Below are 13,049 nucleotides of genomic sequence, written 5' to 3' on the forward strand. Positions count from 1 at the left end.
GGTGCGGGGGTGCGGGGGCCGTCGGCGGGGATCTAGGCGAGGGCCCCGGCCGCCACCCGGAGGTCCGCGACGAGGCCCTCGTACACCGCGTCGCGGTCCTCGTCGGCGCGCAGCACCGCCGAGGGGTGGATCGTCGCCACCAGCACCCCGTCGCCGCCGTCCGGCATGGGCAGCGGGACGCCGCGTTCCCGGGTGACGCGGAACGAGGAGCCGCGCAGCGCCTTGCCCGCCGTGGCGCCCAGCGCCACCACCACCTCGGGGGCCACCTCGCGCAGCTCGCCCAGCAGCCACGGCTTGCAGGCGGTCAGCTCGCGCAGCGTCGGCGGCTTGTGGATGCGCCGCTTGCCGGGGCCGGTGCGGGTGAACTTGAAGTGCTTGACCGCGTTCGTCACGTACGTCTCGTCCGGGTCGATGCCCGCCTCGTCCAGCGCGCGGGCCAGCAGCCGCCCGGCCGGGCCGACGAACGGCTCGCCGCGCCGGTCCTCCTGGTCGCCGGGCTGCTCGCCCACCAGCAGGACCCGGGCGGTGGCGTCGCCGGAGCCGAAGACGGTCTGGGTGGCGTCGCGGTACAGCGGGCAGCCCTCGCAGCCCGCGGCGGCGCGCCGCAGGGCCGCGAGGTCCGCGTCGGCCGGGACGTACGGCGACGCGTCGTACGTCCCGGGCCCGGCGCCGTCCGTGCTCGTCGTCTTGCGCACGCCCGCGCGGGTACCCCGGACGCGGCCCGTTATCCCGCGCCGGGGGGTGCGGTCGTGGGCGACGAGCCCGCGGATGCCCCGGCCGCCTCGGGGCGGTACCGGGCGGCATACGGTGGGACCGGCCGGTCCCGCGCGCCACGGCGGGCACGGCACGCACCGCAGGCAGCGCAGGCACCGCAGGCATGGCACGCACCGCAACGCACCGCACGCACATGAGGAGTCCCGCACATGAGCGACACCTACGACGTCATCGTCATCGGCGCCGGACCGGTCGGTGAGAACGTCGCCGACCGGACCCGGGCCGCCGGACTGACCACGGCCGTCGTCGAGAGCGAACTCGTGGGCGGCGAGTGCTCGTACTGGGCCTGCATCCCCAGCAAGGCGCTGCTGCGCCCGCCCGCCGCGCTCGCCGCCGCCCGCGCGGTGGCCGGTTCCCGCGAGGCGGTCGGCGGACGGCTCGACGCGGCGGCCGTGCTGGCCCGCCGCGACAGCTTCGTCTCCGACTGGCAGGACGACGGGCAGGTCGCGTGGATCGAGTCGATCGGCGCCGAGCTGATCCGGGGCCACGGCCGCCTCGACGGACCGCGCACCGTCACCGTCGAGGCCCGGGACGGCGGCGGCACGCGCCGCCTCACCGCCCGGCACGCGGTGGCGGTGTGCACGGGCAGCGCGGCCGTCGTGCCGGACCTGCCGGGTGTCGCCGGGGCACGGCCCTGGACCAGCAGGGAGGCCACGAGCGCGGGCTCGGTGCCGGACCGGCTGGCCGTGGTGGGCGGCGGCGTGGTCGGCGTGGAGATGGCCGCCGCCTGGAGCGCGCTCGGCTCCGAGGTCACCCTTCTCATGCGCGGGGAACGGCCGCTGCCGCGGATGGAGCCGTTCGCCGGCGAGCTGGTGGCGGAGGGCCTGGCGGCGGCCGGTGTCGACATCCGCGCCGGGGTGTCGGTGACCGGGGTGAGCCGCGCCGATTCCTCGGGCCCGGTGACCGTGTCCCTCGACAACGGGGACCGGCTCGACGCGGACGAGATCCTCTTCGCCACCGGCCGGGCGCCGCGCACGGCCGATCTGGGCCTGGAGACCGTCGGGCTGGAGCCCGGCGCATGGCTGGAGGTGGACGACTCCCTCCGGGTGCGGGGCGTCGAGGGCGACTGGCTCTACGCGGTCGGCGACGCCAACCACCGCGCGCCGCTGACCCACCAGGGCAAGTACCAGGCGCGCGTCGCGGGCGCGGTGATCGCCGCCCGCGCGCAGGGCGCCCCCGTGGACGGCACGCCCTGGGGACCGCACACGGCGACGGCCGACGTGGCGGCCGTGACCCAGGTGGTGTTCACCGAGCCGGAGGCCGCCTCGGTCGGCCTGACGGCGCGGGAGGCCGAAGAGGCCGGGCGCCGCACGCGCGTGGTGGACTACGAGCTGGGCGACGTGTCCGGAGCCGCGCTGTACGCCGACGGCTACCGGGGCCGCGCCCGCATGGTCGTGGATCTGGACCGCGGTCACCTCATCGGTGCCACCTTCGTCGGCCCGCACGCGGGCGAGCTGCTCCACGCGGCGACGATCGCCGTCACCGGCGAGGTCCCGATCGACCGCCTGTGGCACGCGGTTCCGTCGTTCCCGACGATGAGCGAGATCTGGCTGCGGCTGCTGGAGACCTACCGGGGCTGACGGGACTCCTCCCGCGACGGGCTTCCGCGCCGCGCCAACGGGGGTAGCCTCGCAGCGACTTCCCCAGGACGACGAACGAACGAACGGGACGGAGGGCGGACGGATGGCCGAGCACCTCATGGTGTTCACGACGACGGACAGCAGAGAAGACGCCGAACAGCTCGCCACGTCGGCGGTGGGGGCCAGACTCGCCGCCTGCGCGCAGATCGACGGTCCGCTGATGAGCGTCTACTGGTGGGAGGGCTCGGTGCAGACCGACCAGGAGTGGCGGGTGGCGTTCAAGACGCCGGCCGCCAAGTACGACGCGCTCGAAGCCCACATCAGGAACGTCCACGCCTACGAGACGCCGGAGATCATCGCCACCGACATCACCCGGGGCAGCGCGGCGTACCTCCAGTGGCTGGAGCAGGAGACCTCTTCCTGACCGCCTTCCTGACCGCCACGACGACCGGGCGGTCCGCCGACCGGCTAGCGTTTCGCACCATGACCGCACCGCTCGACTGGATGCGCCCGCCGCGCGCGGAAGGCTGGTTCGCGGAGGATCTGGACCGTCTGCCCGAGGTCCCGCGCCACACGGAGCTGATCGACGGCGCCCTCGTCCTCGCGGCGTCTCCCCAGCGGTCGTGGCACCGCCGTGTCGTCACCGGCCTGACGTTCACGCTCATGGACCGGGCACCGGAGGGGGTCCTGATCGAGCGCGAGATGACGATCCGCCTCGACGCCCGCAACCGCCCCGAGCCGGGCCTTCTGGCGACGACGGCACCGTACGACCCCGACCGCACGTGGTACGACGCCGCCGATGTCCTGCTGGCGGTGGAGGTCGTGTCCCCGGAGTCCGCGCACCGCGACCGCACGGTGAAGCTGCGCAAGTACGCCGAGGCAGGCATTCCGCACTACTGGTGCGTCGAGGAGGAGGCGGGGACCACCGTCGCGCACGTCTACGAACTGGACGGGCCGACCGGAGCCTACGCACCGGCCGGGATCTTCCGGCACGTGCTCCGGCGGCCCGTCCCGTTCGCCGTCGACATCGACCTCGACAGGCTCGCTCCCCCGGCCGCGCGGCCCTAGGTACCTAGTTCCGGCCGCCGCCGAGGAAGCCCTCGCAGAGGTCGCTGAGAAATCCGGTCCCGATCCCGGTCACGTCGCCCACGTCGCAGAGCGCCTCCGGCATATCGGCGCGCGGCGCGGGCGTCGCCGGGGGCGGCTCCTCCTCTTCCTCATGGACCGGCGCCGGGCCCGGGGGCGGCGACTGCTCGGCGGGTGCGGGCCCGGACGGCTCGGGGGTCACGGCCTCCGTCAGGCCCTCGTCGGGCGAGGGCTCGGTCAGATCGGTCTCGGGCTCCGGCGCCGTCGGCGTCTCGGTGGACAGGACCGGGCGCGCGTCCCCGCCGTCGGGCGGTGTCACATCACCGATGCCGCAGCCGGCGGCCGACAGAAGCGTGAGTGTTATGAGCCCCAACGTCCTTGGTGAGGTTCTCACTTGGTCCCTCCTCCAGCTCCACGTACCGAACATGTTTTCAGATCGGCCCCCGGCGCGTCTGCCACGCCTCACCTCACCGGACTCAGGAACATCGGCGGGCGCCGAGACGTTCACGCACGCGTTCGCACGACGAGGCGCGACGGAGACGAAGCGGGGAGGGCCGAGCGATGCTCATGGACGTGCTGCGCGGGGAGAAGGCGGGCGGCAGCCGACCGGACACGTTAGCGGGGGTGTTGCCGTGATGCGGGTCGAACGACTGGATCATCTGGTGCTCACGGTGGCCGACATCGACGCGACGGTGGACTTCTACGTCCGGGTGCTCGGCATGTCGGCCGTCACGCTCGGCGGCGGACGGCGCGCGCTGGCCTTCGGCGACGGCACCATCGCCCTGCACGAAGCGGACAGGGAACAGCCGGCGCCGGGCGGCGCCGGCCTGCGCTTCGTGGTGGCGGATCCACCCGCCCAGGTGAGGGCCGAACTGGCCGCCCGGGGCGTGCCGTTGGCGGAGGGCCCGGTGGAACGCACCGTGTACGTGCGCGACCCGGACGGGAATCTCGTCGAGCTGAGCAGCGCCGCCCCCGAGGCCCGCCCACGCGAATGCCCCGACCGCCCCGACCGGCCCACCCGCGGGCAGCCCGTTGAGGTCGCGGCCCTCCTCCAGCGCCTCGGCCTCGACGCCGGGCACGTCGCCCCGGCCGGGGACACCGACGAGGTGGTCGAGACCGAGCTGAAGGCACGGGTCCGGAGGCCGGAGGAGGTCACGGCACGCCTCAACGCACTGGCGGACGCGCGCGTCGAGGTGTACCGGGACGCGTACTTCGACACGGCGGCCGGAGCGCTGGACAACCGGGGCGAGACACTCCGGATCCGCACCGTCCGCGGCGCCGGGGGAACACGCTCGTCGCTGACGTTCACGTGCGCGGCCTCGAAACGGAGGCACGAAACGCCGGTGGCGGACCCGGAAGCCACGTCATCGGTCCTCGCCGGCCTGGGCTACCGGCCGGTGCTGACATTCGAACGCCACTGCGGCACCTACACGTTCACCACCCAGGGCCGACCGACACGAGCGACGCTGGTCCACATCCCGGAGACCGGGGGCCACTTCCTGGAGGTGGAAACACTCGCGGAAGAAGCCACCGACGCCCGCACGACACGGGGACACGTCCGACGCGTCCTGACGACCCTGGGCATCACGGACGCGGACGTGACACGGGAGTTATACCGAGAATCCGTGACAGCCTACCGCCACCACCGCTGAGCCATCAGGCGTGGCCGCCTCCCCCGGTCTCCGGAGGGAGGCGGCCTGTCGTCATCGGCTGCTCAGATCCCGTAGCGGCCTTCGCGCGCCCCGGCCACGAACGAGGCGAACGCGTCCGCCGTGAACAACAGGGCAGGGCCGTGGGCGACCTTGGAGTCACGGATCGCCACGCCGTGGTAGGCGGTCCGGGTCAGATCAGCGGCTTCCACACAGTTGGTGCCGTTGCCGCTGTAAGAAGACGTGAACCAGTCAGCGGCACCGGCAAGGTCCAGAGCCGTCAGGGTACGGGGGTGAGTGCTCATTCGGTGATCTCTCGCGATAGTTGGTGCAGGAACTTCGGGGTTTCCTCGGGAGGCAGGGCGGACCTGGACAGCGCCTCGAACTGTCGCTGGAACCGTCTGACCTCACGGGGCTTGTCCGCGATGGATACGGTCGCGAACGCGGTGTCCAGTTGGACCGTTGTGGGGAGTGTGCCGCCCAGCATGAGGAGGCTGAAGTTGTGCTCGAACAGGTAGCCCCGCATCCCCTGGGGGAGCACCTGGACCGTCACGTTACCGAGGCTTGCGAGCCTGACGATCTCCTCGTACTGCTCCCGCATCAGGTCGGGATCACCGACGATGTGCCGCAGAGCCGGTTCGTAGAGGATCGCCCATAGCCGGAGTGGGGCGTCGTCACGGGTCAGGGCTTCTTTCCGTCTCATCCTGATGCGCACGCTGTCCTCGATGAACTCCGTAGTCGTCTCATCAATGGACTTGGAACTCTGATGCCGCGTAAGTGCGTAGGCTTCGGTCTGCAAAAGCCCCAGGATGATGCTCGGGTGATAGGCGCGGATCTCCTCTGCGGCCGACTCGATGCCGAGGAACCTCGGCATGCCGGACGGCATGTGGGCCGCATGCGGCGTCCACCATTCCTGACTTGACGCCTCCCGCTGGGTGGCGACCAGTCGTTCGACTTCTTCGTCATCGGTGATGCCGTACCGGGACAGCAGCTTGCGCAGGTCTCCGGCACTGCGTAGATCCTGGAGGCCGGTTTCGACGCGTTGCAGCTTGGTGTCGCTGAACGACATCCCTCGTACAGCCTCCTGGAGGCTGAGCCCGGCCTGCTTGCGCAGCTCACGCAATTCATGGCCGAGCGCGATGCGACGTGCTGTTGGTCTGTGCGGGGCCGCCATGTGACTGCCTTCCCGGCTCAATTGCCTGTCCTTCACGGCGATGTGCGCAGCATGACACGGCAACCGCTCGTGATGCCAGCCGATGCGCATGCAGCGGCATGTGCCACTTTTCGCCTGGTGGGTGATTCGGGGCAGATTCTATTGCGGTCGCGCCCGGCCACGCGGCACGGTGATTGAGCTCGGGAAACGCGAGAGCCTCGACCGCACTTACGGTCGGCAATTCCTCACCCCTGAGCTTGATACCGGAGGTAAGGCAATGACCAAGGCCGCCATGACGAGTTCCGTTCAGATCCGCAGCTGCACGTGGACTCTGCACCGCAGGGCCGAGAGTGCCGAGGAAGCCCGTGCGCTGGTCCGTGCGGCGCTGTCCGCTTGGCAGTTGGACGATCTGACCGACGTCGCCGCTCTCCTGGTCTCCGAACTGGTCACCAACTCCGTCAGGCATACGCGCGGCGACTCCATGGAAATCACCGTCGCGCGCACCGGATGGAAAGTGGTGCGCGTGGTAGTGACGGACACATCGTGCGCCCTGCCCATTGTCAGGTCGCCCCGTGACGACGAGGTTCGCGGACGGGGCCTGATCCTCGTCGAGGCGCTGACCGCCCGATGGGGAGCGGACCTGGTGCCCGGAGGCAAGCGTGTCTGGGGCGAGTTGGTCAGCGGCCGGGAGCCCGATGGGTGACCGGCGCCGCGCCGGAGAAACCGTTCGCAGCCCGCCCGTTGACCGATCACCAGGAAAGCCGCGATGTCTGTTCGTCCCGATGTGCCCGGACGGCCCCTGTCGTGGGGGCCGAACAAGCTGCCGGTGCCCTTCGCCGCCGCTTGGAGCGAGGAAAAGCCCACCGTGCGCCGGTCGTTGACCGTCCGCCCCGACGGCACCGGGCTGGCGTACGTGGACGAGACGCCTGCGGACCGGGACGCCCACGGCGTGTTGTGGGCGCGGCTCCGGAACGCGCCCGGTGAAGGGCGGCCGGACTTCCGGAAGTTGCACTCCCAGCGCCAACGGCACGCGATGCTGCGCAAGCTGTGCCAGGTCTGCGGCGGACCGGCCAGCCGGACCGGTCAGGGCTGGCTGTTCCTGCTTCAGCGTCACGGCTCCGCCGACGAGCAGTCGGCGGACTGGCCCGAGGGTGCCCTGTCCGCCAAGCCCCCGATCTGCCGGTCCTGTGCGGCCCTCGCCGTACGCCACTGCCCCCATCTCACCGAACCGCTGGTCATCCGCTCCCGCAAGCCCCGCGTCTGGGGCGTCTTCGGCGGCTTCATCGGCCCGTCCCCCGACGGCCGGCTCATCTCCTCCCCCACCGACGACTGCCTCCCGTACGGCGACCCTGCCAGCCCTTGGTTCCTCGCCTCCCAGCTCCTGATCGAACTCACCCGCTGCACCGAGACAGACCTTGACACCGAACTCGCCGCTGATCGCGGAGTCCCTGGCTGTGGCGAGAGAGTAGGGTGAAGAACTCCCTTGCTGCTCTGGTTCGCCTGAGCAGCAACTGAAGAAAAAGCGCCCGGTCCGGATGCATAACCGCAGGCCAGCAAGTGTCGTCCCCGCACGCGCGGGGGTGTTCCTCCCACGATTACGTTTTCGGTGACCGTGGCGGTGTCGTCCCCGCACGCGCGGGGGTGTTCCGCACAGGACGCGGCGCGGCTGGCCGGCGTCGAAGTCGTCCCCGCACGCGCGGGGGTGTTCCGCGCAGGTCGGAGACGGCGCGCATCATCCAGGGGTCGTCCCCGCACGCGCGGGGGTGTTCCTCTCCGGCTGTAGGCCCAGCTCATTGCACAGGCGTCGTCCCCGCACGCGCGGGGGTGTTCCTCACGTCCGGGCGGCTCCCGACGCCGCGCGAGTGTCGTCCCCGCACGCGCGGGGGTGTTCCTCCGGAGCAGCGCCGGAACCCCCAGGAATGGGCGTCGTCCCCGCACGCGCGGGGGTGTTCCGTCCGGCTTCCTGGCGGCCTGCACCGCCAACGGGTCGTCCCCGCACGCGCGGGGGTGTTCCCTGTCGCTCGTGGCTTCCAAGGATGAGGAGAAGGTCGTCCCCGCACGCGCGGGGGTGTTCCCGCCGACCGCGCGGCGTTCAATCTGCAGGAGATGTCGTCCCCGCACGCGCGGGGGTGTTCCGGATCTTCGCGTCGTCGGCGTCGTACTCGACGGGTCGTCCCCGCACGCGCGGGGGTGTTCCCCGCCACACGGCTGACCGCCATCGCCGGATAGCGTCGTCCCCGCACGCGCGGGGGTGTTCCGAACGCCGCCGCGGCGGCCCGCGCTTCGTGGACGTCGTCCCCGCACGCGCGGGGGTGTTCCGTCTTTCAGCACCTGGTGGGCTATGCCCATGGCGTCGTCCCCGCACGCGCGGGGGTGTTCCTAGTCCCGCCAGCTGCATGTTCCGTGAAAACCGGTCGTCCCCGCACGCGCGGGGGTGTTCCTGCCTGGGCAACCAGCCCGGAGCGATGGAGAGCGTCGTCCCCGCACGCGCGGGGGTGTTCCGCAGGCCGCACCGATGGCCCGTGCATTCCGAATGTCGTCCCCGCACGCGCGGGGGTGTTCCCGGGAACCGGCTCATCGTCGTGCCGCTGGGCACGTCGTCCCCGCACACGCGGGGGTGTTCCCGGGTACGTGCAGAAGGTCCGCGCCCGGGCGGGGTCGTCCCCGCACGCGCGGGGGTGTTCCGCGGGCGCTGTTGTCGCCGGTCTGCTCGTAGTAGTCGTCCCCGCACGCGCGGGGGTGTTCCCGTCTGGGCATGGTGGGTCCCTCCCGGGGGCTAGTCGTCCCCGCACGCGCGGGGGTGTTCCGCGCCTTCATGTGCGGCGCCGGGCCCCTGGCCGCTCGGGGGTGGGCGCTCGGGTGGTGCGGCGGCTTTCTTCCGGGGGGTGTGCAAAAATCGCACACATGGAGAGCGCGCAGAGCTGGGCGGAAGTGGGCGAGCGTATTGCCGAGGCCCGGCTCGCCGGGGGGTTGAGCCAGGGGGAGCTGGCGGCCCGGGTGGGGCTGGACCGGACCGCACTTGTCCGCATAGAGGCCGGGGATCGGCGCATCACGGCGCTGGAGCTCTTCCGCTTGGCGGAGGCCCTCGGCGTCCCCCCGGCCCATCTGGTGACGCGACCTCCGCAGACCCTCGTGTCGCGTCGCAGCGCCCTGGAGGAAAGCCCGGACGAGGCGACGCGCGCCCGGTACCGGCTCGATGCGCGGCTGGAGGAGCACGCGCGTCATGCCCAGTGGCTCGTCGACCACGGGTTCCTGGTTCCGCCGGTCCCGGAGCCCGGCCTGCGGCGGGCGACGGACGACGTCGATCCGGTGGCGCTCGCCAGCGCCGCTCGGCAGGCAGTGGGGCAACCCTCCGGGCCTCTGGGGCCGCTGGCCGACGTCCTGGAGCGCCTGGGGCTCTATCTGACCGCTGTCGACGAGACCGCCGAAGGGGCCTCGCTCCTGCTGGACGGCTTCGGAGTGGCCGTGATCAGCGGCCAGGCACAGCCGGGCCGGCGCCGTTGGACCGCGGCGCACGAACTCGGACATCACTTGATGCAGGACGAGTACCACAGCGACGCGGGCGTGGCCGCGGCGCGCGACGAGCGGGAACGGCTCATCGACCACTTCGCCGAGGAGTTCCTGCTGCCCGCCGCCGACATGCGTCGGGCCTGGACCGACGGACGCGACAGGACGGCCAGGGCGATCATGCTCGACCTGGCGGCCTCCTACCGGCTGTCGTGGAGCGCCGTGGTCAACCGGGCCCGCCAACTCGGCCTGGTCGGGCCCGACGAGGCCAGGCGGCAGAAGGCGGACGCCCCGGTGCGCGGCGACTTCCTGGCGTTGCACGGCAGCCAGCCGGTGCCTGACCTGGAGGCCGGGACGACGGGCGTCCAATGGCGCAAGGCGGCTCTCGCGGCGTGGTCCCAGGGCGCCATCGCCGCGCCTCGGGCGGTCGAGCTCCTGTACGGGGCCGTGGCGGAGGGCGAGCTTCCGAGCCGGGATGTCGAGGAGTGCCTGCCGTGACCTCGGTTCCCCGGGAACCCGGCCCGCCCGCTCCCGCGCTCGTCTGGGACACCTCAGGGAAGATCGACATACTGGGCGACATCGCCGGGCACTGGGGAGGCAGCTCGCGTCGGAACGTCACCACACAGGCCGTCATCAGCGAGATCAGCCACTTCCGGCTCCCGCTGGCCGGTGCGGAGTGGCTGGAGATCGTGCACGTCGACGACCTGCCCGAGATCGAGGCCCTGGTCGACTGGATGGGCCGGGTCTCGGGGGCGAAGTCCAATCACGGCGAGGCCACCGTTCTCGCCTGGGCTCAGGTGCACGGCGCGACGGCCGTTGTCGATGACGCCGATGCCCGGCGCATCGGTCGGCGTGCGGGGCTCGACGTGCGGGGCTCGCTCCGGATCATTGCCGACGCGGTCCGCGACGGCCGCACCACTTCCTACGTCGCCTCGACCCTCGTGGACGCGATGATCGACACGGGGGCGCGGTATCCCTGTCTCCGGGGCCAGTTCGTCACCTGGGCGAAGCACAACGGGCTCCTCTGAGCCGGGGCATCCCGGCAGGGGGAGGCACGGTTAGAGTCGGGGCATGGGTTCTGACGAGGGGGCCGTGCGGGTCGATGCGTGGATCTGGGCCGTGCGGCTGATCAAGACGCGGTCGCTCGCCGGTGCCGCCTGTCGGGGTGGGCATGTGCGGGTCAACGGGGAGCGGGTGAAGCCCGCGTACCTGGTGAAGCCCGGGGACGAGGTGCGGCTGCGGTACGAGGGGCGGGAGCGGATCGTCGTCGTGAAGCAGCTGCTGCGGAAGCGGGTCGGTGCGCCCGTCGCCGCCGAGGCGTATGTCGACAACAGTCCGCCGCCCCCGCCCCGCGAGGTCGCGCTGGCGGTGCCGGTCCGGGACCGGGGTGCCGGGCGGCCCACCAAACGGGACCGGCGGGAGATCGAGCGCCTGCGCGGACGCTGACCGCCTCAGCGGTCCTGGAGGTCCTGGTACTCCGGGTGGCGCTCCAGCCAGCCCCGGATGAACGGGCAGCTCACCCGTACCCGCAGGTCCCGTTCGCGCGCGTCGTCCAGGGCCGTCCTGGCCAGGGTCGCGCCGATGCCCTCGCCCTCGTGGTCGGACCGCACCTGCGTGTGCGCGTACTCCACGACGCCGCCCGTGCGCGCGTACTCGGCGAACCCGGCCAGCTCCCCGTCGATCCACGCCTCGAAACGGGCGGCTTCCGTGTTGTCCCGGACCGAAACCGTTGCGCTCATGGCGTCCATCCTGGCCCGTCCGGGGCCGCCCCGCATTCCGGCGGGGCGGCCCGGCGGCGGCCCGGGGCGTCAGGCGCCGCGTTCGGCCAGCATGTCGGCCATGAGCTGGATCTCGGACTCCTGGGCGCGGACCATGCCCGCCGCCAGGTTGGTGATCTCGTCCGTGCCGGCCCGCTCGACCGCGGCCTCGGCCATGTCCACGCCGCCGCGGTGGTGCTCGGCCATCAGCTCAAGGTAGAGCACCTCCGCGGCGCGGCCCTCGGCCGCCCGCAGCTCGTCCAGCTCCTCGTCGGTCGCCATGCCGGGCATCGCCGCGGGCCCGGCACGGTCATGCGCGGCGTGGTCGCCGTCCATCCACGTCATCGGCTCGGACGTGCTCTTCGGGACTCCCCAGGTCTCCAGCCAGCCCAGCATCATGCCGCGCTGGTTGGCCTGGGTGTTGATGATGTCGTACGCCAGCAGCCGCACCTCCTCGTCGTCGGTGCGGTCGCGGACGATGAACGACATCTCCACGGCCTGCTGGTGGTGCACGGCCATGTCACGGGCGAACCCCACGTCGGCCGAGCCCTCCCCCGGCGGCTCCTCGTCCGCCGAGGACGACGGGGCGATGACGGTGAGGGCGATCAGCACGGCCGCCACCACCGCGATCGCGCCGCTGCCGACCAGGAGCAGGCGCCCCCCGCTCACTCGGCGCGCCCCCCGCTGCACGACGCGCCCGGCTCCGGGGTCTGGGCGCCCTGCACGTACCGGTCGAAGAACGTGGCGACCCGCTCGTCCGAGGCGCTCTCCAGGTAGAGCTGGTGGCCCCAGGCGGTCAGCACGATCGGGGACTCCTGCTCGGGGTTGGGGCTCATCAGGGAGTACGGGGTGGCGGAGACGCGGGCGGCGAGCGTCTCGATGTCGGCCTCGGCGGCGGCCTCGTTGTACGTGACCCACACGGCGCCGTGCTCCAGGGAGTGGACGGCGTTCTCGTCCGGTATCTCCTGCTCGTAGACGTCGGCGTCGCAGTTCATCCAGACCGCGCTGTGGTCGCCGCCGACCGGCGGGTCCATCGGGTAGTCGACGTCCGTCTCGACGTGCGTCTGGGTCAGGCCGGACCAGGTCTTCTCGCCCGGGACGTCGGAGGACGAGGTGGGGTTGGCGCGCGGGCCGGTCGGCTCGTCGTCGTCCTCGGCGCCCGCGAGGAGGACGGCGACGCCCGTGACCAGGGCGGCGACGATCACCGCGCTGGAGACGATGGCGATGAGGCGGTTGCGGCGGTCGCGGGCGCGCTCCTGGCGGCGGGCTTCCTCGATCTTGGTCCGGCGGGCGGCGAGGGCCTGCTGTTTGTCGGGCTTGTTGGCGGCCATGGGAGGTCCTTGAGGTCCGTGGCGGGGGAAGCGGAGGAAAAAGGAGACCGGGAGGGGCGCGCGGCGGGGGCGCGCCTGCCCGGCTAGGTTCGCCGGACCTGAAGGCGGTGCAGATCGACGGAGTGCGCGCCGTCGTACGCGGCGCCGGTGATGCCCGGGGCGGCCTGCGACCGGGCGGTGGGGGGCGCCGGGTCGGGGGCGGGGACGTGGAA

The 13,049-nt window shown here is 72.3% G+C and carries 16 protein-coding genes and 1 CRISPR repeat array; of the genes, 9 read left to right on the forward strand and 7 right to left on the reverse strand.

Annotated elements, in window-relative coordinates; genetic code table 11:
- Positions 1 to 32 precede the first annotated feature (32 nt).
- Positions 33 to 695 carry a UdgX family uracil-DNA binding protein gene (locus ACSNOC_RS24375; RefSeq protein WP_436749712.1) on the reverse strand — a complete coding sequence of 221 codons (663 nt, stop codon included), beginning with the start codon at positions 693 to 695 and terminating at the stop codon, positions 33 to 35.
- A gap of 228 nt (positions 696 to 923) precedes the next feature.
- On the opposite strand from ACSNOC_RS24375, the gene ACSNOC_RS24380 reads away from it, so the two are divergent.
- From ACSNOC_RS24380 to ACSNOC_RS24390, 3 genes are all read left to right on the forward strand, one after another.
- Entirely contained in the window at positions 924 to 2,354 is a 1,431-nt protein-coding gene (locus tag ACSNOC_RS24380; protein ID WP_436749713.1) for a dihydrolipoyl dehydrogenase family protein, read from the forward strand.
- A gap of 103 nt (positions 2,355 to 2,457) precedes the next feature.
- A complete protein-coding gene (cutA, locus tag ACSNOC_RS24385; protein WP_436749714.1) occupies positions 2,458 to 2,778 on the forward strand; it encodes a divalent-cation tolerance protein CutA in 321 nt (106 codons plus the stop codon).
- 59 nt (positions 2,779 to 2,837) lie between these two features.
- Positions 2,838 to 3,422 carry a Uma2 family endonuclease gene (locus tag ACSNOC_RS24390; protein ID WP_436749715.1) on the forward strand — a complete coding sequence of 195 codons (585 nt, stop codon included), beginning with the start codon at positions 2,838 to 2,840 and terminating at the stop codon, positions 3,420 to 3,422.
- A gap of 4 nt (positions 3,423 to 3,426) precedes the next feature.
- Here ACSNOC_RS24390 and ACSNOC_RS24395 read toward each other — a convergent pair whose 3' ends face one another.
- Positions 3,427 to 3,759 carry a hypothetical protein gene (locus ACSNOC_RS24395; RefSeq protein ID WP_436749716.1) on the reverse strand — a complete coding sequence of 111 codons (333 nt, stop codon included), beginning with the start codon at positions 3,757 to 3,759 and terminating at the stop codon, positions 3,427 to 3,429.
- A 316-nt stretch (positions 3,760 to 4,075) separates the two neighbouring features.
- Here ACSNOC_RS24395 and ACSNOC_RS24400 point away from each other — a divergent pair, with 316 nt between their 5' ends.
- Positions 4,076 to 5,092, forward strand: a complete 1,017-nt coding sequence (locus ACSNOC_RS24400) for a VOC family protein (protein ID WP_436749717.1) — start codon at positions 4,076 to 4,078, stop codon at positions 5,090 to 5,092.
- A gap of 62 nt (positions 5,093 to 5,154) precedes the next feature.
- Here the strand turns inward: ACSNOC_RS24400 and ACSNOC_RS24405 are convergent, their stop codons facing one another.
- Together ACSNOC_RS24405 and ACSNOC_RS24410 are read right to left on the reverse strand one after the other, a co-directional pair.
- The gene (locus ACSNOC_RS24405; protein WP_436749718.1) at positions 5,155 to 5,394 is read right to left on the reverse strand and encodes a DUF397 domain-containing protein; all 240 of its coding nucleotides are present in this window, start codon (positions 5,392 to 5,394) and stop codon (positions 5,155 to 5,157) included.
- The gene (locus ACSNOC_RS24410) at positions 5,391 to 6,353 is read right to left on the reverse strand and encodes a helix-turn-helix domain-containing protein (protein ID WP_436749719.1); all 963 of its coding nucleotides are present in this window, start codon (positions 6,351 to 6,353) and stop codon (positions 5,391 to 5,393) included. Before ACSNOC_RS24410 ends, ACSNOC_RS24405 begins: the two co-directional genes overlap by 4 nt.
- 166 nt (positions 6,354 to 6,519) lie before the next feature.
- Between ACSNOC_RS24410 and ACSNOC_RS24415 the strand changes: the two genes are divergently transcribed.
- The 5 genes from ACSNOC_RS24415 to ACSNOC_RS24435 all read left to right on the forward strand — a co-directional run bounded on the left by ACSNOC_RS24415 (position 6,520) and on the right by ACSNOC_RS24435 (position 11,195).
- Positions 6,520 to 6,945: an ATP-binding protein gene (locus tag ACSNOC_RS24415; protein WP_436749720.1), complete on the forward strand. Its 426-nt coding sequence runs from the start codon at positions 6,520 to 6,522 to the stop codon at positions 6,943 to 6,945.
- 63 nt (positions 6,946 to 7,008) lie between these two features.
- Entirely contained in the window at positions 7,009 to 7,716 is a 708-nt protein-coding gene (locus ACSNOC_RS24420; protein WP_436749721.1) for a hypothetical protein, read from the forward strand.
- Between the two features lie 85 nt (positions 7,717 to 7,801).
- Positions 7,802 to 9,049: a CRISPR direct-repeat array (repeat unit 28 nt; unit sequence GTCGTCCCCGCACGCGCGGGGGTGTTCC).
- Positions 9,050 to 9,146: 97 nt separating this feature from the next.
- Complete coding sequence (locus tag ACSNOC_RS24425) at positions 9,147 to 10,247, forward strand: helix-turn-helix domain-containing protein (RefSeq protein WP_436749722.1); 1,101 nt, start codon at positions 9,147 to 9,149, stop codon at positions 10,245 to 10,247.
- Positions 10,244 to 10,777 carry a hypothetical protein gene (locus tag ACSNOC_RS24430; RefSeq protein WP_436749723.1) on the forward strand — a complete coding sequence of 178 codons (534 nt, stop codon included), beginning with the start codon at positions 10,244 to 10,246 and terminating at the stop codon, positions 10,775 to 10,777. Before ACSNOC_RS24425 ends, ACSNOC_RS24430 begins: the two co-directional genes overlap by 4 nt.
- Positions 10,778 to 10,820: 43 nt before the next feature.
- A complete protein-coding gene (locus ACSNOC_RS24435; protein ID WP_436749724.1) occupies positions 10,821 to 11,195 on the forward strand; it encodes an RNA-binding S4 domain-containing protein in 375 nt (124 codons plus the stop codon).
- Between the two features lie 5 nt (positions 11,196 to 11,200).
- Here the strand turns inward: ACSNOC_RS24435 and ACSNOC_RS24440 are convergent, their stop codons facing one another.
- From ACSNOC_RS24440 to ACSNOC_RS24450, 3 genes are all read right to left on the reverse strand, one after another.
- Positions 11,201 to 11,488: a GNAT family N-acetyltransferase gene (locus tag ACSNOC_RS24440; RefSeq protein WP_436749725.1), complete on the reverse strand. Its 288-nt coding sequence runs from the start codon at positions 11,486 to 11,488 to the stop codon at positions 11,201 to 11,203.
- A gap of 69 nt (positions 11,489 to 11,557) precedes the next feature.
- Positions 11,558 to 12,175: a DUF305 domain-containing protein gene (locus ACSNOC_RS24445; protein WP_436749726.1), complete on the reverse strand. Its 618-nt coding sequence runs from the start codon at positions 12,173 to 12,175 to the stop codon at positions 11,558 to 11,560.
- Positions 12,172 to 12,837 (reverse strand): DUF3105 domain-containing protein, encoded by a 666-nt coding sequence (locus ACSNOC_RS24450; RefSeq protein WP_436749727.1) that lies wholly within the window; start codon positions 12,835 to 12,837, stop codon positions 12,172 to 12,174. The genes ACSNOC_RS24445 and ACSNOC_RS24450 overlap by 4 nt, the downstream gene beginning before the upstream one ends.
- Between the last annotated feature and the right edge of the window lie 212 nt (positions 12,838 to 13,049).

Origin of the sequence: Streptomyces sp. URMC 129, from assembly GCF_051386415.1 — a bacterium.
GTDB lineage: Bacteria > Actinomycetota > Actinomycetes > Streptomycetales > Streptomycetaceae > Streptomyces.

Coding starts and splice junctions, on each gene's coding strand:
- ACSNOC_RS24380 (WP_436749713.1), top strand. CDS start 924: ATGAGCGACACCTACGACGTCATCGTCATCGGCGCCGGACCGGTCGGT.
- cutA (WP_436749714.1), top strand. CDS start 2,458: ATGGCCGAGCACCTCATGGTGTTCACGACGACGGACAGCAGAGAAGAC.
- ACSNOC_RS24390 (WP_436749715.1), top strand. CDS start 2,838: ATGACCGCACCGCTCGACTGGATGCGCCCGCCGCGCGCGGAAGGCTGG.
- ACSNOC_RS24400 (WP_436749717.1), top strand. CDS start 4,076: ATGCGGGTCGAACGACTGGATCATCTGGTGCTCACGGTGGCCGACATC.
- ACSNOC_RS24405 (WP_436749718.1), bottom strand. CDS start 5,394: ATGAGCACTCACCCCCGTACCCTGACGGCTCTGGACCTTGCCGGTGCC.
- ACSNOC_RS24410 (WP_436749719.1), bottom strand. CDS start 6,353: ATGCGCATCGGCTGGCATCACGAGCGGTTGCCGTGTCATGCTGCGCAC.
- ACSNOC_RS24415 (WP_436749720.1), top strand. CDS start 6,520: ATGACCAAGGCCGCCATGACGAGTTCCGTTCAGATCCGCAGCTGCACG.
- ACSNOC_RS24420 (WP_436749721.1), top strand. CDS start 7,009: ATGTCTGTTCGTCCCGATGTGCCCGGACGGCCCCTGTCGTGGGGGCCG.
- ACSNOC_RS24425 (WP_436749722.1), top strand. CDS start 9,147: ATGGAGAGCGCGCAGAGCTGGGCGGAAGTGGGCGAGCGTATTGCCGAG.
- ACSNOC_RS24435 (WP_436749724.1), top strand. CDS start 10,821: ATGGGTTCTGACGAGGGGGCCGTGCGGGTCGATGCGTGGATCTGGGCC.
- ACSNOC_RS24440 (WP_436749725.1), bottom strand. CDS start 11,488: ATGAGCGCAACGGTTTCGGTCCGGGACAACACGGAAGCCGCCCGTTTC.
- ACSNOC_RS24450 (WP_436749727.1), bottom strand. CDS start 12,837: ATGGCCGCCAACAAGCCCGACAAACAGCAGGCCCTCGCCGCCCGCCGG.